The following is a 25,987-nucleotide window of genomic DNA, read 5'->3' on the forward strand; positions in this document are numbered from 1 at the left end:
CCCTTCCGCTCCCCCGGTTCACTCCGAGCGCCTGGCCGGACGGGTGAATGGGCGGGGCTGGATGGATACACCCTGGGATGGGGGAACCGAGGGGGACAGTGGAGCGGCGCCCACAGGACACCCCGTGAACGCCGCTCCACGACGAAGACCGGTCAGACGAAGACCGGTCAGACGAAGACCGCGAGGCTCTTGGCCTTGCCCTTCTGCTCCTCCACCAGCGCCAGGAACCGTCCCTCGGGGTCGAACACCCCGACGGCCCCGGCCCCGGTGTACTCCTCGGGCATCTCCAGCCGCACACCGTTCGTCAACAGCTGCGCGCGCTTGGTGTCCACGTCCCAGCGGGGGAACGCGGTCGCGGCGGCCTCCGCCACCGGCATCACGGACAGCTCCTCCTGGAGCTGGTCGAGAGTCCGCGCCGTGTCGAGCTTGTACGGGCCCACGCGCGTGCGCCGCAGCGCCGTCAGATGACCGCCGACACCCAGGTCCGCGCCCAGGTCACGGGCGAGCGCACGGATGTACGTACCGGACGAGCACACCACCGAGACGATCAGGTCGAGGACAGGCGTGCCGTCCTCGGCCACGGAGCCCCGGACGTCGTACACGGCGAAGGACGAGATCCGCACCGGGCGGGCCGGGATCTCGAAGTCCTCGCCCTCGCGCGCCCGCTTGTACGAGCGCACGCCGTTGATCTTGATGGCGCTGACCTTGGACGGCACCTGCATGATGTCGCCGCTGAGCTTGGCGATCCCGGCGTCGATGGCGTCCCGGGTCACCTGGGATGTGTCGGCCGACGAGGTGAGGTCGCCCTCGGCGTCGTCGGTCAGCGTGTTCTGCCCGAGCCGAATGGTGCCGAGGTACTCCTTCTCGGTCAGCGCGAGGTGCCCGAGGAGCTTGGTCGCCTTCTCGACGCCGAGGACGAGCACACCCGTCGCCATGGGGTCGAGGGTGCCCGCGTGTCCGACGCGGCGGGTCCTGGCGATCCCGCGCATCTTGGCGACCACGTCGTGCGAAGTGAAGCCCGACGGCTTGTCCACGATGACAAGGCCGTCGGGCGTCTTCTGCTGCTGCGTCATTTGGCGGCGTCGCCGCCCGTCTCGTCGCCGTCGGACGCGTCGTCGGACGCGTCCTCGTCCTCGTCCTCGTCCTCGTCCGGCTTCTTGTACGGGTCGGCGTCACCGGCGAAGGTGGCGCCGGCCGAGACCTCGCGCACCTCCGCGTCCTTGGCCCGTGCCTTGTCGAGGAGGTCCTCGATGGTCTTGGCGGTGTCCGGCAGGGCGTCCGCGACGAAGGTGAGCGTCGGCGTGAACTTCACACCCGCCGCCGCGCCGACCGCCGAGCGGAGCACGCCCTTGGCGCTCTCCAGGCCCGCGGCGGCTTCCGCGCGCTGCTGGTCGTCCCCGTACACCGTGTAGAAGACGGTCGCCTCGCGGAGGTCCCCGGTGACCCTGGTGTCCGTGATGGTCACATGCGTACCGAGCCGCGGGTCCTTGATCCCACGCTGGAGCTTCTTGGCAACCACCTCTCGGATGAGGTCCGCCAGCCTCTTCGCCCGCGCGTTGTCGGCCACTGGTACGTCTCCCTCTTATCTGCTGATCCGTGTACGGGCGATCCTTGTCGCCGCACGCTCATTCGTCGTCTTCGCCGTGCAGCCGCCGTCGCACCGACAGCAGCTCCACCTCGGGGCGCCCGGCGACCAGGCGCTCGCACCGGTCGAGTACGTCGGTCAGGTGACCGGTGTCCCCGGAGACCACCGCGAGTCCGATGACGGCCCTGCGGTGGAGGTCCATGTGCTCCACCTCCGCCGCGCTCACCGCGTACTTGCGGATGAGTTCGGCCACGATCGGGCGGACGACGGAGCGTTTCTCCTTCAGCGACCGTACGTCGCCGAGGAGGAGATCGAAGGACAGAGTCCCCACGTACATGTGTGTCCGGATGTCCCGCCGGGTCGGGGTAGGTGGCCCGGCCAAGCTTCTTGCCGGGGCACTTGAACGGTACCCCGAACCTCCGGTGCCGCTCGACGGGGTTTTCGCCCCCTCATCGCGCTGCGCGCTCGTCCTCAAACGCCGGACGGGCTGGAGATCCAGCCCGTCCGGCGTTTGAGGACCGGGGGTTCGGATGCCGCGCCCCCGAGTACGTGACGGGACGGGGCGGAAAACCCCGTGGGGGTCAGCCCACAGGAACGAGTTCCCGTGAACCGACCCCACACGGTCAAGCCAAGCCGCAGACGCTACGCGCGCGGCTTCTCCCGCATCTCGTACGTCGCGATGACGTCGTCGATCTTGATGTCGTTGAAGTTGCCGAGGTTGATACCGCCCTCGAACCCTTCGCGGATCTCGGTGACATCGTCCTTGAAGCGACGCAGACCGGAGATGTTGAGGCTCTCCGCGATGACCTTGCCATCGCGCAGCAACCGCGCCTTGGTGTTGCGCTTGACCTCGCCGGAGCGAACAAGCACACCGGCGATGTTGCCCAGCTTGGACGAGCGGAAGACCTCGCGGATCTCCGCCGTACCGAGCTCGACCTCTTCGTACTCCGGCTTGAGCATGCCCTTGAGGGCCGCTTCGATCTCCTCGATGGCCTGGTAGATCACCGAGTAGTAGCGGACGTCGACGCCCTCGCGCTCCGCCATCTGTGCCGCGCGGCCCGCGGCGCGGACGTTGAAGCCGATGACGATGGCGTCGGATCCGGTCGCCAGGTCGATGTCCGACTCGGTGACCGCACCCACACCGCGGTGCAGGACACGGATGTCGACCTCTTCACCGACGTCGAGCTGGAGCAGCGAGGACTCAAGAGCCTCCACCGAACCGGACGCGTCGCCCTTGATGATGAGGTTGAGTTCCTGCACCAGACCGGCCTTGAGCGCCTCGTCCAGGTTCTCCAGGGAGAACCGGACTCCGCGCCGGGCGAAGTTGGCGTTGCGCTCACGCGCCGCGCGCTTCTCGGCGATCTGGCGGGCCGTGCGGTCCTCGTCGACGACGAGGAAGTTGTCGCCGGCGCCCGGGACGTTGGTGAGACCGAGGACGAGGACCGGAGTCGAGGGACCCGCCTCTTCCAGGTTCTCGCCCTTGTCGTCGAGCATCGCGCGGACACGGCCGTACGCGTCGCCGACCACCATGGTGTCGCCGACCCGCAGGGTGCCTCGCTGGACCAGGACGGTCGCGACGGCGCCGCGGCCCTTGTCCAGGTGGGACTCGATCGCAATACCCTGCGCGTCCTGCTCCGGGTTGGCCCGCAGGTCGAGCGAGGCGTCCGCGGTGAGGACCACGGCCTCCAGCAGGCTCTCGATGTTGAGGCCCTGCTTGGCGGAGATGTCGACGAACATCGTGTCGCCGCCGTACTCCTCGGCCACCAGCCCGAACTCGGTGAGCTGACCGCGCACCTTGGTCGGGTCCGCGCCCTCGACGTCGATCTTGTTGACCGCGACCACGATCGGCACACCGGCCGCCTTGGCGTGGTTCAGCGCCTCGATCGTCTGGGGCATCACACCGTCGTTGGCCGCCACCACGAGGATCGCGATGTCGGTCGACTTCGCACCACGCGCACGCATGGCGGTGAACGCCTCGTGACCCGGGGTGTCGATGAAGGTGATGCGACGCTCTTCTTCGTTGACGACGGTCGCGACCTGGTAGGCACCGATGTGCTGGGTGATGCCACCGGCCTCGCCCGCGACGACGTTCGTCTTGCGGATGGTGTCGAGAAGGCGGGTCTTACCGTGGTCGACGTGACCCATGACGGTCACGACCGGCGGACGCGCGACGAGGAACTCCTCGCCACCCTCGTCCTCACCGAACTCGATGTCGAAGGACTCAAGAAGCTCCCGGTCCTCCTCCTCGGGGCTGACGATCTCAAGGACGAAGTTCATCTCGTCCGCGAGGAGCTTCAGCGTCTCGTCGGAGACGGACTGCGTGGCAGTGACCATCTCGCCGAGGTTCATCATCACGCCGACGAGCGACGCCGGGTTGGCGCCGATCTTCTCGGCGAAGTCGGTGAGCGAGGCACCGCGCGACAGGCGGACGGACTGTCCGTTGCCGCGAGGCAGCATGACGCCGCCGACCGACGGGGCCTGCATGGCCTCGTACTCCTGGCGCCTCTGCCGCTTCGACTTGCGACCGCGACGCGCGGGACCACCGGGACGACCGAAGGCGCCCTGTGTGCCACCACGGGCACCCGGACCACCGGGACGACCGCCGAAGCCGGGACGGCCACCGCCGCCACCACCGGGACCACCCGGGCGGCCGGCGAAACCGCCGCCACCGCCACCGGGACCACCGGGACGGCCGGCGAAACCGCCACCGCCGCCACCGGGACCGGCCGGACGGCCGGCGAAGCCGCCGCCACCGGGACGACCGCCGCCGCCACCGCCACCGGGACGGCCACCGCCGGCGCCGGGACCGCGGCCACCGGGGCCACCGCCGCCGGGACGCGGGCCGGCAGCCGGACGCTGCGGCATCATGCCGGGGTTGGGACGGTTTCCGCCGGGACCGCCACCGGGACGCGGAGCGCCACCGGGACCGCCCTGCGGACGAGGCATGCCGCCCGGGGTCGGACGGGCACCGCCGGGACCGCCACCGGGACGCGGAGCGCCGCCGGGACCGCCCTGCGGACGGGGACCACGGTCCTGGCCCGCGCCCTGGGGACGCGGAGCGCCGCCCGGAGCACCGGAACCACCGGGTCCGCCGGGGCCGGGACGTGCGCCGCCCGGACGGGGCGTCTGCGGACGTGCCATGCCGGTGGAGCCACCGGAGGTGAACGGGTTGTTGCCGGGACGCGGGCCGGCGGGACGGCCGCCGGGACGCGTGCCCTGGCCGCCGGGACGCGGGGCGCCCTGACGGTCACCGCGGTCACCGCGGTCGGAACGGTCGGAACGCTCGCCACGGCCCTGACCGGGACCACTCTGGCCGCCCTGGCCGCCCTGTGCGGGGCCTGCCGGACGGACACCGGGCTTCGGGGCGCCGGGACGTGCACCGCTCGGACGCGGGTTCGCGGCCGGAGCGGAGGCGGGGGCGGGAGTCACCGGAGCCGCGGGCGGCGCCGTGAACTCGGGGGCGGCCGGAGCCGGGGACACCGGGACGGCCTTCGGCGCGGGCTTGGGGCCCGGCGTCGGACGCGTACCGGAGGCCGGGGCGGCGGGAGCCGCCGGGGCCGTGGTGTCCGCGGGCTTCTCCGCGGCGGCCGGCTTCGGGGCCGGCGGACGCGGGGCGGCCGGCCCCGGACGGGCGGCCTGCGCCGGTGAGGGCGCGGCCTTGCGCGGGGCGGGCTTGCCGCCGCCGTTGCCCTGCTGGAGGGCGTCGGTCAGTTTGCGTACTACGGGCGCCTCGATCGTCGAGGACGCCGAACGGACGAATTCACCGAGTTCTTGGAGCTTGGCCATGACGACCTTGCTCTCCACCCCGAACTCCTTGGCGAGTTCGTATACCCGGACCTTAGCCACTTCGCTCCTTTTAGGTCCGGGTTGCGTCCGGACCGTCGCTACTTCATGGGCGTACTCATCGCGTGCTCATCGAGTGCTCATCGCAATCTCGACCTACTTCCAACTCGCGGGGTACCAGGGCCGCACGGGGATCCGTACGGCTCTTCCTTACGGTGTTGCCTGCTCAGCAACTGTCTGCCGCTCGACGTGCAGGCGCAACGCCTTTGTGTCGAGCTGACCCGGGGCACGCAGCGCCCGTGGGAACGCCCGGCGGCGGACCGCCAGGTCCAGACAGACCAGGGCGGGGTGTACATACGCACCCCGGCCGGGCAGCGTACCGCGAGGATCGGGGACGCATTCGCCCTCGGCCGCCACAGCACGCAGCAGATCGGTCTTGGCCGCTCGCTCCCGGCACCCCACACAGGTGCGTTCAGGGCATGCTCGGGCTTGCGTCCGGCCAGACATTGTCAAGTCTACCTCCCTGCACCGACCTCACCCCTTTGGGGCAAGTATCGAACAGTTGCCGCGCGTAAATCTGTCGTGAAACCGCTGTGATCCAAACCACCCGCGGCTTGGACCTATTCCCGGGTCATTCCCCGGACCGGCCGTCCCGCCGGTCGTCACGCCGGTCGTCGCGGCGATCGTCGCGGCGATCGTCACGCCGGTATTCGCGCCGGTCGTCGGGCCGGTCACCGCCTTCTTCACCGGTCTGCTCGGTGTCCGGGCGGATGTCGATGCGCCAGCCGGTCAGCCGGGCGGCGAGGCGGGCGTTCTGGCCCTCCTTGCCGATCGCCAGCGACAGCTGGTAGTCGGGCACGGTCACCCGCGCGGACCGGGCCGCGAGGTCGACGACCTCGACCTTGGAGACCCGGGCCGGGGAGAGCGCGTTGCCCACCATGTCCGCGGGGTCGTCCGACCAGTCGACGATGTCGATCTTCTCGCCGTTCAGCTCGGCCATCACGTTGCGCACCCGGCCGCCCATGGGGCCGATACAGGCGCCCTTGGCATTCAGCCCCGACCGGGTGGACCGGACGGCGATCTTCGTGCGGTGGCCAGCCTCGCGGGCGATGGCGGCGATCTCGACGGACCCGTCGGCGATCTCCGGCACCTCAAGCGCGAAGAGCTTCTTGACCAGGTTCGGGTGCGTGCGGGAGAGCGTCACGGACGGGCCGCGGACACCCTTCGCCACCCGTACGACGTACGACCGCAGCCGCATGCCGTGCTGGTACGCCTCACCGGGGACCTGCTCCTGCACCGGCAGGATGGCCTCCAGCTTGCCGATGTCGACGAGCACGTTCTTCGGGTCGCGGCCCTGCTGGACGACACCGGTGACGATGTCGCCCTCGCGGCCCGCGTACTCGCCGAGCGTCGCGTCGTCCTCCGCGTCCCGCAGACGCTGCAGGATGACCTGCTTGGCGGTGGTGGCGGCGATCCGGCCGAAGTCCGACGGGGTGTCGTCGAACTCGCGGGCCTCCTGCCCCTCCTCCAGGTCGTCCGGGTCCTCTTTCGCCCACACGGTCACATGGCCGGTCTCCCGGTCGAGCTTCACGCGCGCGTGACGGCGGCTTCCCTCGGTGCGGTGGTAGGCGATGAGGAGGGCCGACTCGATCGCTTCGACCAGCAGGTCGAAGGAGATCTCCTTCTCCCGCACCAGGCCCCGCAGGGCACTCATGTCGATGTCCACGGCTACGCCTCCTCCTCTTCCATATCCTGCTCGTCCTTCTCGTCCTTCTTGTCCTTGCGGTTGAACTCGACCTGGACGCGCGCCTTGGCGATGTCCTCGAAGGCGAGCCTCCTGGCGGTGGGCTTGCGCCCCTTCACGCCGGGCACCTCCGCGTCCACGCCCTCCTCGTCGACCGTGATGATCCGGGCGACCAGCTCGTCGCCGTCCTTCAACTGGAACTTCGCGAGTCGGCCGGTGGCACGTACGTAGTGACGGTGTTCCCTCAGCTCGCGCTCGGCGCCGGGGGTTCCCACCTCAAGGGTGTACTCGCCCTGGCCCATGGCGTCGGTCTCGTCGAGCTTCGCCGAGAGCACGCGGCTCACATCGGCGATCGCGTCGAGGTCGGCTCCTTCGTCCGAGTCGACGACGACACGCAATACACGCTTACGGCCCACCGAGTCCACTTCGATCTCTTCGAGGTCGAGTCCCTGGGAGCTGACGAGCGGTTCCAGGAGCTCTCGCAGCCTCTCGCTCTGGGTGGTGCTCATCCGGGTGACTCCTCGGCCGCGTGTGCTGTTGTGGGTAGGTCGCGTGTCAGGTCAAAGGGTATCCGGTCCCAAGGGGTGTTGCCGTCCACCGTGTCCCGCCCGGCGGGAGGGCGGCGCCGCTGGTGGGCCCGGGGGCGGTACGCGGGTACCGTGATCAAGGGCCTGCCGCCCATTTCGTTCGTACGAGCCCTGACGAGGACGTCTGCCGTGCCGTTCACCCTGCCGTCGCGCACCTCCCCGGGGCCGCGCCGAAGGAGCCTGCTCGCCGGGGCCGCCGGAGCGGGCGCCGTGCTGCTCGCCGGCTGCTCCGACTCCGACTCCGCTACCGGGACCACCAGCGGGAGCTCGTCCGCCGCCGCGCGGGCACGCGCGCGTGCGGCCCGCGACAGCGAACAACTCGCGCGGCGGTACGAGGCCGTGCTCGCCGCGCATCCCACGCTGAGCGCCCGGCTGTCACCGCTGCTGGCGGAGGTCGTACGGCACGCCGAGGCGTTCGAGGGCGGCAAGCGGGCGAAACCTTCCGCCGACGCTTCCGTGAGCGCTTCACCCACCCCTTCCAGCGCCGCCTCCCCCTCCCCCGCGGTGCCGGCGACCGAGAAGGGCGCCCGCGGCGAACTCGCCGCGGCCGAGCGCGCGTTGGCGGACCGGCGGATGAAGGCCCTGGCGGAGGTGCCGGGAGAGCTGGCCCGGCTGCTCGCCTCGGTGGCGGCGGCCGGTGCGGGGCACGCGTTCTTGCTGACGGAGGACAAGAAGTGAGCGGTTCCGGCAGGACTGGAGCTACCGGAGCACGGGCGAAGGCAGCCGCGAAGGCGTCGGAGCTGACGGCCGCGCAGGCCGCGCTCGCCGCCGAGCACGCCGCCGTGTACGGCTACGGAGTCGTGGGCGCCCGCCTCGGTGAGGAACGGCGGACCGAGGCGCGGGCCGCCTACGACGCGCACCGGGCTCGCCGGGACGAGCTGGCCCGCGCGGTGCGCGACCTGGGCGGCAAGCCCGGACCGGCGGCAGCGGCCTACGCGCTGCCCTTCGCGGTCGCGGACGCGGAGTCCGCTCTGCGGCTCGCCGCCGAACTGGAGGACCGGGTGGCCGGGGTGTACTCCGACCTCGTCCGGGCCGCCGAGGGCGACCGCCGGCAGGCCGCGGCGCAGGCCCTGCGGGACGCAGCGGTGCGGGCGGTGCGCTGGCGCGGCGAGAGCGTAGCCTTCCCTGGTCTCGCCGAGCGGTCGGCCACCGCCACCGCGTCGGCGACACCGACCTCGTAACGCACAGCGGGACAGCCTCAGAAGGACCCCCGTACCGGGAAGGGAACTACTCGCGCATGGCTTTCGAACCGCCGGGGCGTCTGGTCAAGGCGCTCGGCGAGGCGGCACCGGGTGGTGACGGCTGGCTGGCGAAGCTGCCCGAGGCGGCCGAGCGGGCGGTCGCGCTACGCGGGGCGACCGTGGAGCGTGTACAGGTTCCCGGCGGGCGCGGCAGTCTGGTGATCCTGGTGCGGCTTGAGGACGGCACCCCCGCTGTCCTCAAACTGGCGCCGGACCGGGCCCGCCCGGAGAGCGAGCGGGCCGCGCTGGCGCACTGGGACGGCCTGGGCGCGGTACGCCTCCTGGAGCCGGCCGGCACCGAGGGCGTACTGCTCCTCGAACGGCTGCATCCCGATGTGTCGGTGCGGTCGCTGCCGGAGGCCAGGTCGATGCTGGAGGCGGCCGGGACGCTGCGCCGGCTGTGGGTCGAGCCGCCCTCGGACCATGTCTTCGAGACGGTGGCCGAGCGGACGGGACGGCAGGCCGTGGCGATGCGGGCGGGCGCCGGCCCGGAGGCGGCGGAGCTGGTCGACGCGGCCCTCGCGGCCCGTGAGGAACTGCTGGCGTCGCCGCCGCGGGCGCACCTGCTGCACGGCACCTTCCGCCAGAGCAAGGTCCTGGCCGGCGAACGCAGTCCCTGGCTGGCCGTCGGCCCCGATCCCGTGGTCGGCGAGTGCGCCTTCGACCTGGCCCGGCTGGTCCGTGACCGGGTCGAGGACCTGATCGCCTCGCCGTCCGGCGGCTCCACCACCCGTCGGCGGATCAAGCGGCTCGCGGAGTCCCTGGACGTGGACCAGGAACGGCTGCGCGGCTGGACCCTGTTCCGCGCCGTGGAGTCGGGCGTACGGGCCCGGCGGGTGGGCCGGCCGCGGGACGCCGAGCTGCTGCTGGAGTTCGCGGCCTGGTTGTAGGCCCAGGGGGGCCGCCCGTTCGGGGACGGCCCCGCCGTGCGGACTACTTCGCCGTGAGGCGGGCGATCGCCTCGTCCACGGTCAGCTCCTCGCGCTCGCCGGTGCGGCGGTCCTTCAGCTCCAGGACGCCCTCGGCCGAACGCCGGCCGGCCACCAGGATCTTCGGTACGCCGATGAGTTCGGCGTCCGTGAACTTCACACCGGGCGACACGCCCGCGCGGTCGTCCACGAGCACCCGTACGCCCGCCGCGCCCAGCTTCTCGGAGACGTCGAGCGCCAGCTCGGTCTGGAGGGCCTTGCCCGCCGCGACGACATGGACGTCGGCCGGGGCGATCTCGGCGGGCCAGACCAGGCCCTGCTCGTCGGCGTGCTGCTCGGCAAGTGCCGCGACGGCGCGCGAGACACCGATGCCGTACGAGCCCATGGTCACGCGGACCGGCTTGCCCTGCTTGCCGAGCACGTCGAGCTGGAGGGCGTCGGCGTACTTGCGGCCGAGCTGGAAGATGTGGCCGATCTCGATGGCGCGGTCCAGCGTGAGGCCGGTGCCGCAGGCGGGGCAGGGGTCGCCCTCGCGCACGACCACCACGTCCACGTACTCGTCGACCTCGAAGTCACGGCCCGCGACGACGTTCTTCGCGTGCACGCCGTCCTGGTTGGCGCCGGTGATCCAGGCGGTGCCGGGGGCGACGCGCGGGTCGGCGAGGTAGCGGACCTTCTCCAGGCCCTGCGGGCCGACGTACCCGCGTACGAGGTCGTCGCGGCCCGTGAAGTCCTCGGCCGTGACCAGTTCGACGGGGGCGGGGGCGAAGTGCGCCTCCACCTTGTCCAGGTCGACCTCGCGGTCGCCGGGCACGCCGAAGGCCACGATCTCGCCGGCCACCTTGACCAGCAGGTTCTTCAGCGTGGCGGAGGCGGGGACCTCCAGGTACGCGGCGAGCGTCTCGATGGTCGGGGTGTCGGGGGTGGGGATCTCCTCCAGGGCGGGGACCCCGGCGGCGTCGACGGGCCGCAGCGCGTAGGTGACCGCCTCGGTGTTGGCGGCGTAGTCGCAGTTCGGGCAGTCGGCGAAGGTGTCCTCGCCGGCCGCGGCCGGGGCGAGGAACTCCTCGGACTTGGAACCGCCCATGGCGCCCGCGGTGGCCGCGCAGATGCGGTAGTCCAGACCGAGGCGCGCGAAGATCTTCTGGTACGCCGCGCGGTGCAGGGCGTACGACTCGGCGAGGCCCTCGTCCTCCGTGTCGAAGGAGTACGAGTCCTTCATCAGGAACTCGCGGCCGCGCAGGATGCCGGCGCGGGGGCGGGCCTCGTCGCGGTACTTGTTCTGGATCTGGTAGAGGATCACGGGCAGGTCCTTGTAGGACGAGCACTGGTCCTTGACCAGGAGGGTGAAGATCTCCTCGTGGGTCGGGCCGAGGAGGTATTCGCCGCCCCTGCGGTCCTTCAGGCGGAACAGCTCGGGGCCGTACTCCTCCCAGCGGCCGGTCGCCTCGTAGGGCTCCTTCGGCAGCAGGGCGGGCAGGGTGACCTCCTGGGCGCCGATGGCGTCCATCTCCTCGCGGACGACCCGCTCCACGTTGGCCAGCACCTTCTTGCCCAGCGGCAGCCAGGACCACAGGCCGGCGGCGGTCCGGCGTACGTAGCCGGCGCGCACCAGGAGCTTGTGGCTGAGCACCTCGGCGTCCGCCGGGTCGTCACGCAGTGTCTTGACCATCAAACGGGACATGCGCTGGACCTGGGCCATGGTTCTCGACTCCTGCTGCGTAAGGGTGGTGCTTGGAGGTTAGCCGGGTGCCCGCCGTCGCCGGAAATCCGTTTCGGCTGCAGCGGGGGCGGGGACGCGACGGGCGCGGGGTCCGTCAGCGGCGTCTGAGGGGCAGCGGGGCGCCCATCACCACGTACGGCTTGGGCGCGCTGGGGAACAGGACCCGTACGACCAGGTCCTCGTAGCCGAGCGAGCGGTACAGCCCGCGGGCCGGGCTCTCCGTGTCGATGGCGGAGAGGATCGAGCGCGGTTCGGCGGCGCTGTCCGTGATCGTGGTGATCAGGGCGCGGCCGACCCCGCGGTTCTGGAAGTCCGGGTGGACGTGCAGTTCGGTGATCACGAAGGAGTCGTCCAGCCAGCCGTCGTGTCCCCGCCCGCGCAGATAGGGCTCGACGACGGTGGACCACCAGTGCGCGCGGTCGTTGGGCATGCCGTAGACGAAGCCGGCGAGCCGTCCGTCGGCGGTGGTCGCGCCGAGTGCGCGGGCGCCGGGGAAGGTGAGGTGCCGGAGCACGATCTGGCGTCGTACGGCGATCTCGTCCGCGCCGAGCCCGAAGGCCACGGCCTGGACGTTCAGCGCCTCGTCGATGCGGGTTGCCAGGTCCAGGGGGCCGATGACGATGTCGTCGGGTGTGAGGGGGCCCTGACCGGGCTGACCGGGGAAGCGCAGCATGTGCGGAGACTACCTGGGGCGTCTCCACCGCGTGGGCCGGGCGGGGGCTGCCTGTCGGGTGGCGGCCGGACGGCCGTCTCAGAACAGGACGCTCATGAACGCGCCTATCTCCTGGAAACCGGTTCTGCGGTAGGTGGCTCGGGCCGCTGTGTTGTAGTCGTTGACGTAGAGGCTGACCAGGGGGGCCACGTCCGCGAGGGCGTAGCGCAGAACCGCCGCCATGCCGGGGGCCGCGTAGCCCTGGCCGCGGTACTCGGGGGCGACCCAGACACCCTGGATCTGGCAGGCCCGGGTGGTCGCCGCGCCGATCTCCGCCTTGAAGACGACCCGGCCGTCGCGGTCGACGCGGGCGAACGAGCGCCCGGAGCCGACGAGTTCGGCGACCCGCGCCTGGTAGAGCAGGCCTCCGTCGCCCGCGAGCGGGGAGACGCCGACCTCCTCCGTGAACATCGCCACGCACGCCGGCATGATCGTCTCCATCTCGTCCTTGCGGATGCGACGGACGTACGGGTCCGGGGGGATGTCGGCGGGGAGCCGGTCGGCGACCATCAGGGGCTGGTGCGGCCTGACCTCGCGGGCGGGACCCCAGTTCGGTTCGAGGAGGCGCCAGAGCTGGCCCGTGGCCTCGGAGGGGCCGACGATGGAGGAGCAACGGCGGCCCGCTCTGCGGGCGCGGTCCGCGAAGGCGCGTACGGCGCGGGGGGTGGCGCAGATCGGGACGAGGTTGGCGCCCGCGTAGCAGAGGGACGTGAGCATGCCGTCCTCGTACCAGCCCCACATCTCGCCGCCCAGGCGCCAGGGGTCGAGGCCGGCGACCTGTACGCGGGAGGTCACGAAGGCGTTCGCCACCGGCTCGCGGTCGAGGACGGCGAGCGCGGCGTCCAGGTCACTCGGTTCGAGGACCCTGGTGGTCGTCTGCGTCAACACGTGCGGGGCCTTCACCATCAGGTCTGCTGGTCTCCGCACTGTACCTGGCGAATATGTGGCGTGCCGCCCGGTGGGGGTGGGTGGGGTTCTCTTCGCCCCCGCCGCCCTTACCCTCCCCGTCCCTGAGGGCTCCGCCCCCGGACCCCCCGCGATCGCGCTCCGCGCTCGTCCTCAGACGCCGGACGGGCTGAAAAGACTGCGCAGTTCCCCGCGCCCCTTGCAGGGGCGCGGGGAACTGCGCAACGGGGGTCCGGGGGCGGAGCCCTCAGGGACGGGACAGGACGACGTCAGCCCGCCACCGACACCGACGGCTCCCCGGAGGGGATCCCGTCGGCCTCCATCTGCTCGGCGATCTTCATCGCCTCTTCGATGAGCGTCTCCACGATCTTCGACTCCGGGACCGTCTTGATGACCTCGCCCTTGACGAAGATCTGCCCCTTGCCGTTGCCGGAGGCGACGCCGAGGTCCGCTTCGCGGGCCTCGCCGGGGCCGTTCACGACGCAGCCCATGACGGCGACACGGAGCGGGACCTCCATGCCCTCAAGGCCCGCCGTGACCTCCTCCGCCAGCTTGTAGACGTCGACCTGCGCGCGCCCGCAGGACGGGCAGGAGACGATCTCCAGGCGGCGCTGCTTGAGGTTCAGCGACTCCAGGATCTGCATCCCGACCTTGATCTCCTCGACCGGCGGGGCCGAGAGGGAGACCCGGATGGTGTCACCGATGCCCTCGCTGAGCAGCGCCCCGAAGGCGACCGCCGACTTGATCGTGCCCTGGAAGGCGGGGCCCGCCTCGGTCACACCGAGGTGCAGCGGGTAGTCGCAGGCGGCGGCGAGCTGGCGGTAGGCGTTGACCATGACCACCGGGTCGTTGTGCTTGACCGAGATCTTGATGTCCCGGAAGTCGTGCTCCTCGAAGAGCGACGCCTCCCAGAGCGCGGACTCGACCAGCGCCTCGGGCGTCGCCTTGCCGTACTTCTTGAGCAGGCGGCTGTCGAGGGAGCCGGCGTTGACGCCGATGCGGATCGGGGTGCCGCGGTCCTTCGCGGCCCGCGCGATCTCCTTGACCTGGTCGTCGAACTGCTTGATGTTCCCGGGGTTCACCCGCACCGCCGCGCAGCCGGCGTCGATCGCCGCGAAGACGTACTTCGGCTGGAAGTGGATGTCGGCGATGACCGGGATCTGCGACTTGCTCGCGATGGTGGCGAGCGCGTCGGCGTCGTCCTGGGTGGGGCACGCCACCCGCACGATCTGGCAGCCGGACGCGGTCAGTTCGGCGATCTGCTGAAGCGTGGCGCCGATGTCCGACGTGCGCGTGGTCGTCATCGACTGGACCGAGACGGGTGCGTCTCCACCCACCGCCACGGTTCCGACCTGGATCTTCCGGCTCTTGCGGCGCTCGGCGAGCCTGGTCGGAACGTCCGGCATGCCGAGTGAAATCGCGGTCATCTGCTGTGCAACCCCAAGGTAAGGATTCGGTCGGTCCCGAAAGCTGACGGGCTCCAGTCATCGAGATTACGGCACCCCCGAAGGCGGAAGCACATTCCCTGAGCGGGACCACCCGATGGAGGGCGGCCGGACACACAGCGTGTCCGGCCGCCGCGAACTCCGGGTGGCTAGGAGATTCTGACCGGGTTGACCACGTCCGCGATCAGTACCAGGAGCGTGAAGCAGATGAAGATGCCGGCCACCACGTACGCGACGGGCATCAGCTTCGCCACGTCGAAGGGGCCGGGGTCCGGGCGGCGCAGCACCTTCGCCGCGTTGCGCCGCAGCGACTCCCACAGGGCGCCCGCGATGTGCCCGCCGTCGAGCGGCAGCAGCGGGAGCATGTTGAAGAGGAACAGGGAGAGGTTGAAGCCCGCGACGAGGAACAGCATCATCGCGATCTGGTTCTCCGCCGGGATGTCCAGCGTGAAGACCTCGCCGCCGACGCGGGCCGCGCCGATCACGCCCATCGGTGAGTCCGCCTCGCGCGGGCCGTCGCCGAAGGCCGCGTCCCACAGGGCGGGCACCTTGGACGGCAGGTTGATCAGCGACTCGACGCCGTTCTGCATCATGTCGCCCATGCGGTGCACGGACTGTCCGAAGGACTGCTGGACGATGCCGGAGGCGGGCGTGAAACCGAGGAAGCCTGCGTACACGTACTTGCCCTCGACGTAGCCGCCCTGGCCGTCGCTCTTGCTGACCTGGTTGCGGATGAGGTGGGCGGAGAGGTCGAGCTGCTTGCCGTCCCGCTCGACGGTCAGGGTGACGTCCTTGCCGGGGTTGGCGCGGATGTTGGACTCAAGGGCGGACCAGTCGGTGATCTTCTCGCCGTCGAACGCGAGGATCTTGTCACCGCCCTTGAGCCCGGCGGCCCTGGCGGGCGCGGCCGTGTCGCTCTTCTGGCACTCGGAGCGGGACTCGCTCTGCTCGATGACGCAGTCGGAGACCTTGCCGACCGTGGTGGTCTGGGTCTGGATGCCGAAGGTCATCATCACGCCGAGGAAGATCGCGACGGCCAGGATCAGGTTCATGAAGGGGCCGGCGAACATCACGATCACGCGCTTCCACGGCTTGCGCGTGTAGAAGAGGCGGTTCTCGTCGCCCGGCTGGAGTTCCTCGAAGGACTGCGCCCTGGCGTCCTCGATCATGCCGCGCCACGGGGAGGTCGAGCGGGCCTCGATACGGCCGTCGGGGCCGGGCGGGAACATCCCGATCATGCGGATGTAGCCGCCGAGCGGGATCGCCTTGATCCCGTACTCCGTGTCGCCCTTCTTGCGCGAGAAGATCGTCGGGCCGAAGCCGACCATGTACTGCGGCACGCGGATGCCGAACAGCTTGGCCGTGGAGAGATGCCCCAGCTCGTGCCAGGCGATCGAGAAGAGCAGGCCGACCGCGAAGACGACTATGCCGAGGATCATCATCAGGGTCGTCATGCACGAGCCTCCGCCGTTGTCTTGGCTGTCGTCCGAGCTGCTGTCTTTGCTGTCAGTTCGCGGGCCCGGGCGCGGGCCCAGGTCTCCGCTTCGAGGACGTCCGCGACGGTGAGCGAGGTTCCCGTACGGGGGGTGCCGTGCTCGGCGACGACCTCCGTGACGGTCTCCATGATGCCGTTGAACGGCAGTGTGCCGTTCAGGAACGCGTCCACGCATTCTTCGTTGGCCGCATTGAACACCGCGGGGGCCGTGCCCGCGAGCTCCCCGACGTGCCGGGCGAGCCCCACCGACGGAAACGCGTCGTTGTCGAGCGGGAAGAACTCCCAGCTCGACGCCTTCGACCAGTCGAAGGCGGGCGCGGCGTCGGGGACGCGCTGCGGCCAGCCCAGACCGATGGCGATCGGCCCGCGCATGTCGGGGGGCGTCGCCTGCGCCATCGTCGAACCGTCCGTGAACTCCACCATCGAGTGGACATACGACTGCGGGTGCACGACGACCTCAATGCGGTCGAAGGGAATGTCGTAGAGGAGGTGCGCCTCGATGACTTCGAGGCCCTTGTTGACGAGGGTCGCGGAGTTGACGGTGATGACCGGGCCCATGGCCCAGGTGGGGTGCGCGAGGGCGTCCTCGGGCCCCACGTCGGCCAGCTCGGCCTTCGTACGTCCTCTGAAGGGGCCGCCCGAGGCGGTGACGACGAGCTTGCGTACGTCGGCCCTGGTTCCTGAGGCGAGCGCCTGGAACAGGGCGGCGTGCTCGGAGTCGACGGGGATGATCTGGCCCGGCGCGGCCAGCGCCTTCACCAGGGGGCCGCCGACGATGAGCGACTCCTTGTTGGCGAGCGCGAGGGTGCGACCCGCCTCCAGGGCGGCGAGGGTGGGGGCGAGGCCGATCGAGCCGGTGATGCCGTTCAGGACGGTGTGGCCCGCGGAGGCGGCGAGGTGGGTGGCGGCGTCCGCTCCGGCGAGCAGTTCGGGAAGGGGCTCCCCGGGCCCGTACCGTGCGGAAAGGGCCTCACGCAGGGCCGGTACGGCGTCCTCGCGGGCCACGGCGACGGCCTTGACGCGGAGCCGGTGCGCCTGCTCCGCCAGCAGCTCCACCCTCCCGCCCGCCGCGGAGAGCCCGGTCACCCGGAACCGGTCGGGGTTGCGCAGCACCAGGTCGATGGCCTGGGTGCCGATCGATCCGGTGGAGCCGAGGATGACGACGTCGCGGCTCCCGTCCACGGGATCGAAGACGACATGCGGGTCGGCGAGGGGGGCTGGACTGTCGCTCATCCCTCCATTGTTGCCGCAACGCCGGGGGGCGGGGACAGCGGAGCCCCGATAGGGGCGCGCGGAACCGCGCGACAAGCCACCACCGGGCCGCACCCGCCGACGATCCCGCAGATCCCCTACCTCTTGCGCTTCCGCCGCGGACGCGACTTCGCAGCCCGCTGGGCACGCGGCTTCGCGTCGGCCACGCCCCCCGCCGGAGGGACCGGCACTGCGTCAACGGGGACGAAGTCCCCTTCGACAACCCCCTCCGCCGTATCCAGCGTGGGCGCGCTGAAGTGCAGCCCGTCAGTACGCCGCCCGGCATCCAGTGCCTCCTGGCCCGCGGACCTGCCGGACGCGTCCAGATTGAAGACGTACCCGACGGACTCCTCCTTGATGGCGTCGTTCATCGCGACGAACATGTCGTAGCCCTCGCGCTCGTACTCGATGATCGGCTCCCGGCCGAGGGTCCAGCGCAGTCCTATCCCGTCCCGCAGGTAGTCCATCTCGTACAGGTGCTCGCGCCATTTCCGGTCCAGGACCGACAGCACCACGAGGCGTTCCAGGTCGCGCAGGGCGTCCGCGCCCAGTTCGGCCTCGCGCTCCTCGTAGCGGGCGTGGATGTCCTCGATGACGGCGTCGGCGATCGAGTCCGCGGTGAGGTCGGAGCGGTCGCCCGCGGCCTCCTCCAGGCCGTCGACGGTGACCCCGACCGGGTACAGCTGTTCGAAGGCGACCCAGAGCCGGTCCAGGTCCCACTCCTCGGGGAAGCCGTCGGCGGTCTCGACGGCGACGTACGCGCGGATGGTGTCGTCCATGAAGTGGAGGATCTGTTCCCGCAGGTCCTCACCGGCCAGCACCCGGCGGCGTTCCGCGTAGATGAGGGTCCGCTGGCGGTTGAGGACCTCGTCGAACTTGAGCACGTCCTTGCGGGACTCGAAGTGCTGCTGCTCCAGCTGGGACTGGGCGGAGGCGATGGCGCGCGTGACCATCTTGTTCTCGATGGGGACGTCGTCGGGGACGTTCGCCATGGACATCACGCGCTCGACGACCTGGGCCCGGAACAGCCGCATCAGGTCGTCCTCCAGGGAGAGGTAGAAGCGGGAGGCGCCGGGGTCGCCCTGGCGGCCGGAGCGTCCGCGCAGCTGGTTGTCGATGCGGCGCGACTCGTGGCGCTCGGTGCCCAGCACGTACAGCCCGCCGAGGTCCTTCACCTCGTCGTGCTCGGCGGCGACCGACTCCCTGATCCGCTCCAGGGTCCTGCGGTGTTCGTCCCGGTACTCGTCGGGGCTCTCCTCGGGGCTGAGGCCGCGCCGGTCCAGTTCCGCGAGTGCCATGGCCTCCGGGTTGCCGCCGAGCATGATGTCGGTGCCGCGGCCGGCCATGTTGGTGGCCACGGTGACCGCGCCCCTGCGGCCGGCCTGGGCCACGATCTGTGCCTCGCGGAGGTGGTTCTTCGCGTTGAGCACCTCGTGCCGTATGCCGCGCCTCCTGAGCCGGGCGGCGAGGATCTCGGACTTCTCGACGGAGGTGGTGCCGACGAGGACCGGCTGGCCCTTGTCGTGCTTGTCGGCGATGTCGTCGAGGATCGCCGTGTACTTGGCGTCGACGGTCCGGTAGATCTGGTCGGCGTCGTCGGCGCGGGCCGTCGGCCGGTTGGTGGGGATCGGCACCACGTGGAGCTTGTAGATCTGGTGGAACTCGGCGGCCTCGGTCATCGCGGTGCCGGTCATTCCGCCGAGCTTGTCGTACAGCCGGAAGAAGTTCTGCAGGGTGATCGTGGCGAGGGTCTGGTTCTCGTCCTTGACCGTCACCCCCTCCTTGGCCTCGATGGCCTGGTGCAGGCCCTCGTTGTAGCGGCGGCCGGCGAGGATGCGGCCGGTGTGCTCGTCGACGATGAGGACCTCGCCGTCCACGACGACGTAGTCCTTGTCGCGCTTGAAGTGTTCCTTCGCCTTGAGGGCGTTGTTCAGATGGCCGATGAGGGACGTGTGGTCGGACTCGTAGAGGCTCTCGATGCCGAGCTGGTCCTGGAGGAAGTCCACTCCGCGGTCGAGGATCGCCACGGTGCGTTTCTTCGGGTCGTACTCGTAGTCGTGGGTGGCGCGCAGCCCGGCGAGGCGGTCCTTGTCGGCCGGCGTGGTGAAGTTCTCGTCCTGGACGGCGACTCCGCGCATCCGGGTGACCATCTTGGCGAACGCCTCGTACCAGTGCGTGGGCCGGTCGGCCGGGCCGGAGATGATCAGTGGGGTCCTGGCCTCGTCGATGAGGATCGAGTCGGCCTCGTCGACGATGGCGAAGTGGTGGCCGCGCTGCACGAGTTCGTCCCTCGACCAGGCCATGTTGTCGCGCAGGTAGTCGAAGCCGAACTCGGTGTTGGTGCCGTAGGTGATGTCGCAGGCGTACTGCGCGCGCCGCTCGGCCGGGGTCGACCGGGTCCTGATGACACCGACGGTCAGCCCGAGGAAGCGGTAGGCGCGGCCCATCCAGTCGGCGTCGCGCTGGGCGAGGTAGTCGTTGACGGTGACGAGGTGGACGCCCTTGCCGGTCAGGGCGTTCAGATAGACGGGCAGGGTGGCGGCCAGGGTCTTGCCCTCGCCGGTCTGCATCTCGGCGATGTTGCCGAGGTGGAGGGCCGCGCCGCCCATGAGTTGTACGTCGAAGTGGCGCATGCCGAGTGTGCGGCGGGCGGCCTCGCGCATGGTGGCGAACGCCTCCGGGAGGAGGTCGTCGAGGCTCTCGCCTGCCTCGTGGCGTTCTCTGAACTCGGGGGTGAGGGCTTGCAGCTCCTCGTCGGTGAGCTGCTCGAAGTCCTGCTCCAGGGAGCCCACTTGTTCTGCGACGCGCTGGAGTCTGCGGAGGATCCTGCCTTCGCCGGCGCGCATTATCCTGCCGGTGATGTTGTCGAGACCTCGTACCGGCACTGGGATCACTCCCTGATACGGAATCACTGATCCGGATCTGCCGGCTCCCCGGGTGCCGGCCGGTGGGGGCTGATCGCGCCCACGCGGCGGAGCCGCGCATGTCACACCCCGCGCCCCTGAGGGGCGGCGCATGTCCTGCCCCCTTCGCCATCCCACTCATTGTCGACGCACGACTTCCGTGCGGCAAGCAGCAGGACGGCGGCGGGGACAGCGGTGCGTTCCTGGGGAAAAGGTCAGCGGATGGGGCGGTGGACGTTCTCCTTACCGGACGCTCCGGGGGTCGCGTCGGCGATCCAGGGGCCGTCACCGGACGGGTCGACGATCCCGTCCTCCAGCCAGGTGTAGGCGCCGCCGAGGACGCCCTTGACGACCTTGCCGTCGACGTCGTCGGTGTTGGACCACAGCCGGCCGAAGAGTTCCTCCACCCGGATACGGGACTGGCCGCAGAAGGCGTCCGCGAGCTGGTACGCCTCGCGGCCGTGGGCCTCGGTGGTGCGCAGGAGTTCGGCGCGGACGCAGACGGCGCTCATCGCGAACAGTTCGGCGCCGATGTCGACGATCCGGGCGAGGAAGCCCTGCTTGGTCTCCATCCGGCCCTGCCAGCGGGACATGGCGTAGAAGGTGGAGCGGGCGAGCTTGCGGGCCGAGCGCTCCACGTACCGCAGGTGGCCGGAGAGGTCGACGTGTCCGGCCGGGTGGAAGTCCCCGTACGAGCGCGGGAGTTGTCCGGGCCCCGTCACCAGTTTGGGGAACCACTTGGCGTAGAAGACCCCGGCGTTCGCGCCCGCCTTCGCCTTGTCCGCCAGGGACTTGTCGGGGTCGATGAGGTCACCGGCGACGGAGAGGTGGGCGTCGACCGCCTCCCGCGCGATCAGCAGGTGCATGATCTCCGTCGAGCCCTCGAAGATGCGGTTGATGCGCAGATCGCGCAGCACCTGCTCGGCGGGGACGGCCCGTTCGCCGCGGGCGGCGAGCGAGTCGGCGGTCTCGAAGCCGCGGCCGCCGCGGATCTGGACCAGCTCGTCGGCCATCAGCCAGGCCATCTCGGAGCCGAACAGCTTGGCCAGGGCGGCCTCGATCCGGATGTCGTTGCGGTCCTCGTCGGCCATCTGGGACGACAGGTCCAGGACGGCCTCAAGGGCGAACGTGGTCGCCGCGATGAAGGAGATCTTCGCGCCCACGGCCTCGTGGTGGGCCACCGGCTTGCCCCACTGCTCCCGCACGGACGACCACTCGCGGGCGATCTTCAGACACCACTTGCCGGCGCCGACGCACATCGCGGGCAGCGAGAGCCGTCCGGTGTTGAGGGTGGTCAGGGCGATCTTGAGCCCGGCCCCCTCCGCGCCGATGCGGTTCGCGGCGGGCACCCGGACCTGGTGGAAGCGCGTGACGCCGTTCTCCAGGCCGCGCAGCCCCATGAACGCGTTGCGGTTCTCGACGGTGACACCCTCGGAGGCGGCCTCCACGACGAAGGCGGTGATGCCGCCCTTGTGACCCTCTGACTTCGGCACCCGCGCCATCACGACCAGCAGGTCCGCGACCACGCCGTTGGTCGTCCAGAGCTTCACCCCGTCCAGGACGTAGTCCTCGCCGTCCGGTACGGCGCTGGTGGCCAGCCGCGCCGGGTCGGAGCCCACGTCCGGCTCGGTGAGCAGGAAGGCGGAGATGTCGGTACGGGCCAGCCTGGGCAGGAAGGCGTCCTTCTGCTCCTGGGTGCCGAAGATCTTCAGCGGCTGCGGTACGCCGATCGACTGATGCGCGGAGAGCAGCGCGCCGAGTGCCGGGTTCGCCGAGCCGACCAGGGCGAGCGCCTTGTTGTAGTAGACCTGCGTCAGGCCGAGGCCGCCGTACTTCGTGTCGATCTTCATGCCGAGGGCGCCGAGCTGCTTGAGCCCGTTGATCACCTCGTCGGGGATGCGTGCCTCCCGCTCGATGAGCGCGGAGTCGACCCTGGTCTCGCAGAAGTCGCGCAGCTTGGCGAGGAACTGCTCACCGCGCTGGGCGTCCTCGTCCGGAGGCATCGGGTGGGGATGGATCAGGTCGAGCCGGAAGCGGCCGAGGAACAGCTCCTTGGCGAAGCTGGGTTTGCGCCAGTCCTGCTCCCGCGCGGCCTCGGCGACCTGACGGGCCTCGCGTTCGGAGACAGCGGGCTGGTGGGGTGTTGCGGACAAGAGGCTCACCTCGCCGCGAATAGGGATCTTGGTCCGGTACGTTACTCATCGGTGCTACTCGATCGTATGTACCTGATAACAACCCCACCCACCAGTCCTCGCGCACCATTGGGCGCAAAGGGCCGCCCTCCGGGGGTGCGGGGAACTGCGCGCCCGGCCCCCACCGGCCGGCACCCGCCGACACGTCCCCGTCCGCCAACCCGGTGGGCACCGCCCGCCCCGACCGAGTCCGGAGTCGAAGCGCTTCGACAACCTATGGACACCCATCCGCCATCAAGCTACTGTCATCCCACCCACACCGACCCCGCGCACCGTCGAAGCGCTTCACACAGAACCTGGAGACCTGGATGGTCACCCTCGCCGAGGTCGCCCAGCACGCCGGAGTCTCGGCGAGCACGGTGAGCTACGTCCTCAGCGGCAAGCGGTCCATCTCCGCGGGCACCCGCCGGCGGGTCGAGGAGAGCATCCAGGTGCTCGGCTACCACCCCAACGCGGGAGCCCGGGCGCTGGCAAGCAGCCGGTCCAACATCATCGCGCTGATGATCCCGCTCCGCACGGACATGTACGTACCCGTGATGATGGAGATCGCCATCGCGGTGACGACCTCGGCGCGCTCCCACGGGTACGACGTGCTGCTCCTCACCGGCGAGGAGGGCCCCGACGCCGTGCGCCGGATCACCGGGAGCGGGCTCGCCGACGCGATGATCCTGATGGACGTCGAGCTGGACGACGAGCGACTGCCGCTGCTGCGGGGCACCGAGCAGCCGTCCGTCCTCATCGGGCTCCCCGCCGACACCAGTGGTCTGACCTGCGTGGACCTCGACTTCGGTGCGACGGGTGCGCTGTGCGCCGAACATCTCGCGAAGCTCGGACACCGTGACATCGCTGTCATCGGTGAGGCGCCCGCGGTGTACGAACGGCACACGGGCTTCGCCGAGCGCACGCTCGACGGACTCAGGTCCCGCTCGCGCGAGCTGGGCCTGCGGGTGCTGCACCGCCCGTGCGAGGGCGGTTTCGACGCCATGTCCCTGACCCTGGCCCGGGTCTTCGACGAACGCCCCGGCACCACGGGCTTCGTCGTGCAGAACGAGTCCGCGGTCGAGCCGCTGCTCGCGCTGCTGCGCCGGCAGGGCCGGGCCGTGCCCGAGGACGTCTCGGTGATCGCGATCTGCCCGGACCAGGTCGCCGTCCAGGCCTCGGTACGGCTGACCTCGGTCGCCATCCCCGCGCAGGAGATGGGCCGTAACGCGGTGGAGCATCTGATCGCCAAGCTGGAGGGGCACGGCAAGGACGAAGTCGTGCTCATCGCACCCGAGTTGACCGTCCGGGCGAGCACGGGTCCGGCCCCGGCCGCCGCCTGACCCGACCCACCCCCACCCAACCGACCTGGCCCTCCGGAGCCGCGTCACCGGGTCTCGTCGCCACTCCTCCCTTCAGGAGCATCCCGCATGAATCAGCATGCCGTGAACCCGCCGGGACACGACGGACAGCCGGAACGGTCCGGCTCGGGGTCCGCGAGTCTCGCCCAGTCCTCGCCCACCGTCGGCACGTTCCGTGAACGCGACGGCGCGCTGGAGTGGAGCGGCCGGCAGGAGACCGTACGCATCGAGCCGTGGGGCCCCGACGCCGTACGGGTACGGGCCAGGCTCGGCGGTCCCGTCCTGGAGGGCCTGCCCGCCGCCGTGCTCGACGAGCCGCCCGCGGCGGAGGCCACCGTCAAGATCGAGGGCGGCCGGGGCCTGCTGACCGTCGGCGCGCTGACCGTCGAGGTAGACGCCGAGGGTCTGATCCGCTTCGTCCGCACCGGCGACGGAGCCGAGCTCCTCACCGAGGAACGCGCCCACTTCTGGTGGCCGGGACCGCGCCTCTACACGCCCGTCGGCAACGGCTACCACCGCCTGGAGCAGCGCTTCGCCGCCTACGAGGGCGAGAAGCTGTACGGCCTGGGGCAGCACCAGCACGGTCTCCTGGACCAGAAGGGCGCCGTCCTCGACCTGGTCCAGCGCAACGCCGAGGTGACCATCCCGGTCCTCACGTCCAACCGCGGCTACACCCTGCTGTGGAACAGCCCGGCGATCGGCCGGGTCGAGCTGGCGGGCAACGGCACGCGCTGGGTGGCGGACTCGGCCCGGCAGATCGACTACTGGATCACCGCGGGCCATCCGGCGGACGCGCAGCGCCGCTACAGCGCGGTGACCGGCCGTACGCCGATGCTGCCCGAGTGGGCGGCGGGCTTCTGGCAGTGCAAGCTGCGCTACCGCACCCAGGACGAACTCCTCGGTGTGGCCCGGGAGTACAAGCGCCGCGGCCTGCCCATCGACGTCATCGTCTGCGACTTCTTCCACTGGACGCATCTGGGCGACTGGAAGTTCGACCCGGCCGAGTGGCCCGACCCGGCGGGGATGCAGCGGGAGCTGGCGGAGCTGGGCATCAAGCTCGTCGTGTCCGTCTGGCCGTCCGTCTCACCGCTCTCGGAGAACCACCAGCTCATGGAGCAGCGCGGCTGGTTCGTCGGCACCCAGTACGGGCCCATGGCGCACGCGGACTGGCCGGACAAGGGGGTCGCCTCCACGGTCCAGGTCGCCTTCTACGACGCGACGAACCCCGAGGCGCGCGCGTTCCTGTGGTCGAAGATCAAGGACAACTACCTGGAGCCGTACGGGATCACGTCCTTCTGGCTGGACGCCTGCGAGCCGGAGCTGAAGCCGGGCTTCCAGGAGAACCTGCGCTACTGGGCGGGCCCCGGCCTCGAAGTGGGCAACATGTATCCCCGCGAGAACGCCCGCGCCTTCCACGAGGGCATGCTGGCGGCCGGCGAGAGCGAGGTCGTCACCCTCAACCGCTCGGCGTGGGCGGGCAGTCAGCGGTACGGGGCGGCCCTGTGGTCCGGCGACATCGGCACGGACTTCGCGACCCTGCGCCGCCAGATAGCGGCGGGCCTCAACACCTCGCTGTCGGGCATTCCCTGGTGGAACACCGACATCGGCGGCTTCCACGGCGGCGACCCGGACGACCCGGCGTACCGCGAGGTGATGATCCGCTGGTTCCAGTTCGGCGCGCTGTCCCCGCTGATGCGCCTGCACGGCTTCCGCGACCCGGGGACCCCGCTCGGCCCGGAGATGACCGGCGGCCCGAACGAGGTGTGGTCGTACGGCGAGGAGGCCAGGCCGATCCTGGAGAAGTACCTCCATCTGCGCGAGCGCCTGAAGCCGTACGTCCTTGAGGTCATGCGGGAGGCCCACGAGGAGGGGCTGCCGGTGATGCGCCCGCTGTTCCTGGAGTTTCCCGAGGACCAGGCGGCCTGGTCGGTGGACGACTCGTACCTCTTCGGCCGGGACCTGCTGGTCGCGCCGGTGCTCACGGCGGGCGCGACGGTCCGTACGGCGTACCTTCCGGCGGGCGCGCGCTGGACGGACGCGTGGACCGGCGAGGAGTACCCGGGCGGCGCGGCCGTGACCGTCGACGCCCCGCTGGACCGCATCCCGCTGTTCCTGCGGGACGACGCGCGGCTGCCCGTGACGCGGTAGCCG

20 protein-coding genes are annotated in these 25,987 nt (G+C 70.8%); 5 read left to right on the forward strand and 15 right to left on the reverse strand.

Annotated features, from left to right (window positions below):
- Nucleotides 1-167: 167 nt before the first annotated feature.
- From truB to rimP, 7 genes are all read right to left on the reverse strand, one after another.
- Nucleotides 168-1,073 (reverse strand): tRNA pseudouridine(55) synthase TruB, encoded by a 906-nt coding sequence (gene truB / locus ACIOKD_RS19130; protein WP_402085110.1) that lies wholly within the window; start codon nucleotides 1,071-1,073, stop codon nucleotides 168-170.
- Entirely contained in the window at nucleotides 1,070-1,567 is a 498-nt protein-coding gene (gene rbfA, locus ACIOKD_RS19135; RefSeq protein WP_402085112.1) for a 30S ribosome-binding factor RbfA, read from the reverse strand. The genes truB and rbfA overlap by 4 nt, the downstream gene beginning before the upstream one ends.
- Nucleotides 1,568-1,625: 58 nt before the next feature.
- On the reverse strand, nucleotides 1,626-1,922 hold the full coding sequence (locus ACIOKD_RS19140; protein ID WP_388926804.1) for a DUF503 domain-containing protein: 297 nt from the start codon (nucleotides 1,920-1,922) through the stop codon (nucleotides 1,626-1,628).
- Nucleotides 1,923-2,227: 305 nt separating this feature from the next.
- A complete protein-coding gene (gene infB, locus ACIOKD_RS19145; protein ID WP_402085116.1) occupies nucleotides 2,228-5,431 on the reverse strand; it encodes a translation initiation factor IF-2 in 3,204 nt (1,067 codons plus the stop codon).
- Between the two features lie 147 nt (nucleotides 5,432-5,578).
- Nucleotides 5,579-5,875: a YlxR family protein gene (locus tag ACIOKD_RS19150; protein WP_402085119.1), complete on the reverse strand. Its 297-nt coding sequence runs from the start codon at nucleotides 5,873-5,875 to the stop codon at nucleotides 5,579-5,581.
- Between the two features lie 124 nt (nucleotides 5,876-5,999).
- The gene (gene nusA, locus ACIOKD_RS19155; RefSeq protein ID WP_402085122.1) at nucleotides 6,000-7,094 is read right to left on the reverse strand and encodes a transcription termination factor NusA; all 1,095 of its coding nucleotides are present in this window, start codon (nucleotides 7,092-7,094) and stop codon (nucleotides 6,000-6,002) included.
- A gap of 2 nt (nucleotides 7,095-7,096) precedes the next feature.
- Nucleotides 7,097-7,621, reverse strand: coding sequence for a ribosome maturation factor RimP (gene rimP / locus ACIOKD_RS19160; protein ID WP_402085124.1), 525 nt, complete (start codon nucleotides 7,619-7,621; stop codon nucleotides 7,097-7,099).
- A 207-nt stretch (nucleotides 7,622-7,828) separates the two neighbouring features.
- Here rimP and ACIOKD_RS19165 point away from each other — a divergent pair, with 207 nt between their 5' ends.
- The 3 genes from ACIOKD_RS19165 to ACIOKD_RS19175 are packed head-to-tail and all read left to right on the forward strand — an operon-like array spanning nucleotide 7,829 to nucleotide 9,830.
- The gene (locus ACIOKD_RS19165; protein WP_402085125.1) at nucleotides 7,829-8,377 is read left to right on the forward strand and encodes a hypothetical protein; all 549 of its coding nucleotides are present in this window, start codon (nucleotides 7,829-7,831) and stop codon (nucleotides 8,375-8,377) included.
- The gene (locus tag ACIOKD_RS19170) at nucleotides 8,374-8,880 is read left to right on the forward strand and encodes a ferritin-like domain-containing protein (RefSeq protein WP_402085128.1); all 507 of its coding nucleotides are present in this window, start codon (nucleotides 8,374-8,376) and stop codon (nucleotides 8,878-8,880) included. The genes ACIOKD_RS19165 and ACIOKD_RS19170 overlap by 4 nt, the downstream gene beginning before the upstream one ends.
- 56 nt (nucleotides 8,881-8,936) lie before the next feature.
- Complete coding sequence (locus ACIOKD_RS19175) at nucleotides 8,937-9,830, forward strand: aminoglycoside phosphotransferase family protein (protein WP_402085130.1); 894 nt, start codon at nucleotides 8,937-8,939, stop codon at nucleotides 9,828-9,830.
- 43 nt (nucleotides 9,831-9,873) lie between these two features.
- Here ACIOKD_RS19175 and ACIOKD_RS19180 read toward each other — a convergent pair whose 3' ends face one another.
- From ACIOKD_RS19180 to ACIOKD_RS19215, 8 genes are all read right to left on the reverse strand, one after another.
- Nucleotides 9,874-11,571, reverse strand: coding sequence for a proline--tRNA ligase (locus ACIOKD_RS19180; RefSeq protein ID WP_402085132.1), 1,698 nt, complete (start codon nucleotides 11,569-11,571; stop codon nucleotides 9,874-9,876).
- 115 nt (nucleotides 11,572-11,686) lie between these two features.
- Nucleotides 11,687-12,265, reverse strand: coding sequence for a GNAT family N-acetyltransferase (locus ACIOKD_RS19185; protein WP_402085135.1), 579 nt, complete (start codon nucleotides 12,263-12,265; stop codon nucleotides 11,687-11,689).
- Between the two features lie 78 nt (nucleotides 12,266-12,343).
- Entirely contained in the window at nucleotides 12,344-13,192 is an 849-nt protein-coding gene (locus tag ACIOKD_RS19190) for a GNAT family N-acetyltransferase (protein WP_402085137.1), read from the reverse strand.
- A 287-nt stretch (nucleotides 13,193-13,479) separates the two neighbouring features.
- Nucleotides 13,480-14,637 carry a flavodoxin-dependent (E)-4-hydroxy-3-methylbut-2-enyl-diphosphate synthase gene (gene ispG / locus ACIOKD_RS19195; RefSeq protein ID WP_402085140.1) on the reverse strand — a complete coding sequence of 386 codons (1,158 nt, stop codon included), beginning with the start codon at nucleotides 14,635-14,637 and terminating at the stop codon, nucleotides 13,480-13,482.
- Nucleotides 14,638-14,804: 167 nt separating this feature from the next.
- A complete protein-coding gene (locus tag ACIOKD_RS19200) occupies nucleotides 14,805-16,109 on the reverse strand; it encodes a M50 family metallopeptidase (RefSeq protein WP_402085142.1) in 1,305 nt (434 codons plus the stop codon).
- Entirely contained in the window at nucleotides 16,106-17,383 is a 1,278-nt protein-coding gene (dxr, locus tag ACIOKD_RS19205; protein ID WP_402085145.1) for a 1-deoxy-D-xylulose-5-phosphate reductoisomerase, read from the reverse strand. Before dxr ends, ACIOKD_RS19200 begins: the two co-directional genes overlap by 4 nt.
- 116 nt (nucleotides 17,384-17,499) lie before the next feature.
- On the reverse strand, nucleotides 17,500-20,247 hold the full coding sequence (secA, locus tag ACIOKD_RS19210) for a preprotein translocase subunit SecA (RefSeq protein WP_402085696.1): 2,748 nt from the start codon (nucleotides 20,245-20,247) through the stop codon (nucleotides 17,500-17,502).
- Nucleotides 20,248-20,519: 272 nt separating this feature from the next.
- Complete coding sequence (locus ACIOKD_RS19215) at nucleotides 20,520-22,466, reverse strand: acyl-CoA dehydrogenase family protein (protein WP_402085148.1); 1,947 nt, start codon at nucleotides 22,464-22,466, stop codon at nucleotides 20,520-20,522.
- Between the two features lie 338 nt (nucleotides 22,467-22,804).
- Here ACIOKD_RS19215 and ACIOKD_RS19220 point away from each other — a divergent pair, with 338 nt between their 5' ends.
- Together ACIOKD_RS19220 and ACIOKD_RS19225 are read left to right on the forward strand one after the other, a co-directional pair.
- Nucleotides 22,805-23,818, forward strand: a complete 1,014-nt coding sequence (locus ACIOKD_RS19220) for a LacI family DNA-binding transcriptional regulator (RefSeq protein ID WP_402085150.1) — start codon at nucleotides 22,805-22,807, stop codon at nucleotides 23,816-23,818.
- Between the two features lie 87 nt (nucleotides 23,819-23,905).
- The gene (locus tag ACIOKD_RS19225; protein ID WP_402085152.1) at nucleotides 23,906-25,984 is read left to right on the forward strand and encodes a TIM-barrel domain-containing protein; all 2,079 of its coding nucleotides are present in this window, start codon (nucleotides 23,906-23,908) and stop codon (nucleotides 25,982-25,984) included.
- The last annotated feature ends 3 nt before the right edge of the window (nucleotides 25,985-25,987 follow it).

The organism is Streptomyces sp. NPDC087844 (assembly GCF_044742785.1).
Classification (GTDB): domain Bacteria; phylum Actinomycetota; class Actinomycetes; order Streptomycetales; family Streptomycetaceae; genus Streptomyces.